We start from the raw sequence: 743 nt of genomic DNA, 5'->3' as shown, positions 1-743 counted from the left end.
TGAAACGCCGTATACGCGAACCGTACGTACGGTGTTGTGAGAGGGGCGAAAATAAACTTATTTTCCCCCTACTCGATATGGAACTAACGGGGCAGATTAGTTGTATAAAACATCTGTTTATCTATATATTGGTAATATACTTATAATTGTAGAGGGGTTAAGAACTTGATAGAAGGAATATTTGAAGCACATTTGCCTGTAAAAAATTTAGATGTTTCATTGGAGTTTTATAAAAAGCTGGGTTTGGAACTTGCATGGCGTGATGAAGAAACTGCTTTTTTTTGGATGGAAAAAGGAAAAAGTTGGTTAGGTTTGTGGGAGGGAAATGAGTATCAAACGCCATACCATCCCTCCTTACGACATATTGCTTTTCGAGTTTCATATGAAAATTTAAAAGAATCTTTAAAATGGTTAGATTCTATTCAAGTTAAAGTCGTGCCATTTGGTGGTAGAAAATCTATTGAGCCATTTATTAGACCATATTCAGAAAATGCTTCCGTTTACTTTGAAGACCCTGATGGTAACAGTTTAGAAATGATGTGTTATGTTGAAGTTCCTAATGCTTTAAAACATATTACTGATAAGCTGTCCTTTGAAGATTGGGAGGAATTAGCAAAAAGTAAATTTAACAAAGAGAAGGCATAATTATTTATTTTGCTTAATGAGCTAACGGGTGCGTTCGTATTATAAGGTTAGCCAGTTTTTACTGGTTGACCTTTTTTTAATAGAATCTATTATATCAG

Annotated in this window: 1 protein-coding gene; it reads left to right on the top strand. The window is 34.2% G+C overall.

Annotated features, from left to right (window positions below):
• Positions 1-165: 165 nt before the first annotated feature.
• Positions 166-645, top strand: coding sequence for a VOC family protein (locus AC3WLU_RS26735; RefSeq protein WP_492598228.1), 480 nt, complete (start codon positions 166-168; stop codon positions 643-645).
• Positions 646-743: the final 98 nt, after the last annotated feature.

It is taken from the genome of Peribacillus sp. FW305-BF15 (assembly GCF_058783805.1).
Note: the sequence above shows the minus strand (reverse complement) of the source record. Positions and strands in the feature narration are given on the sequence as shown.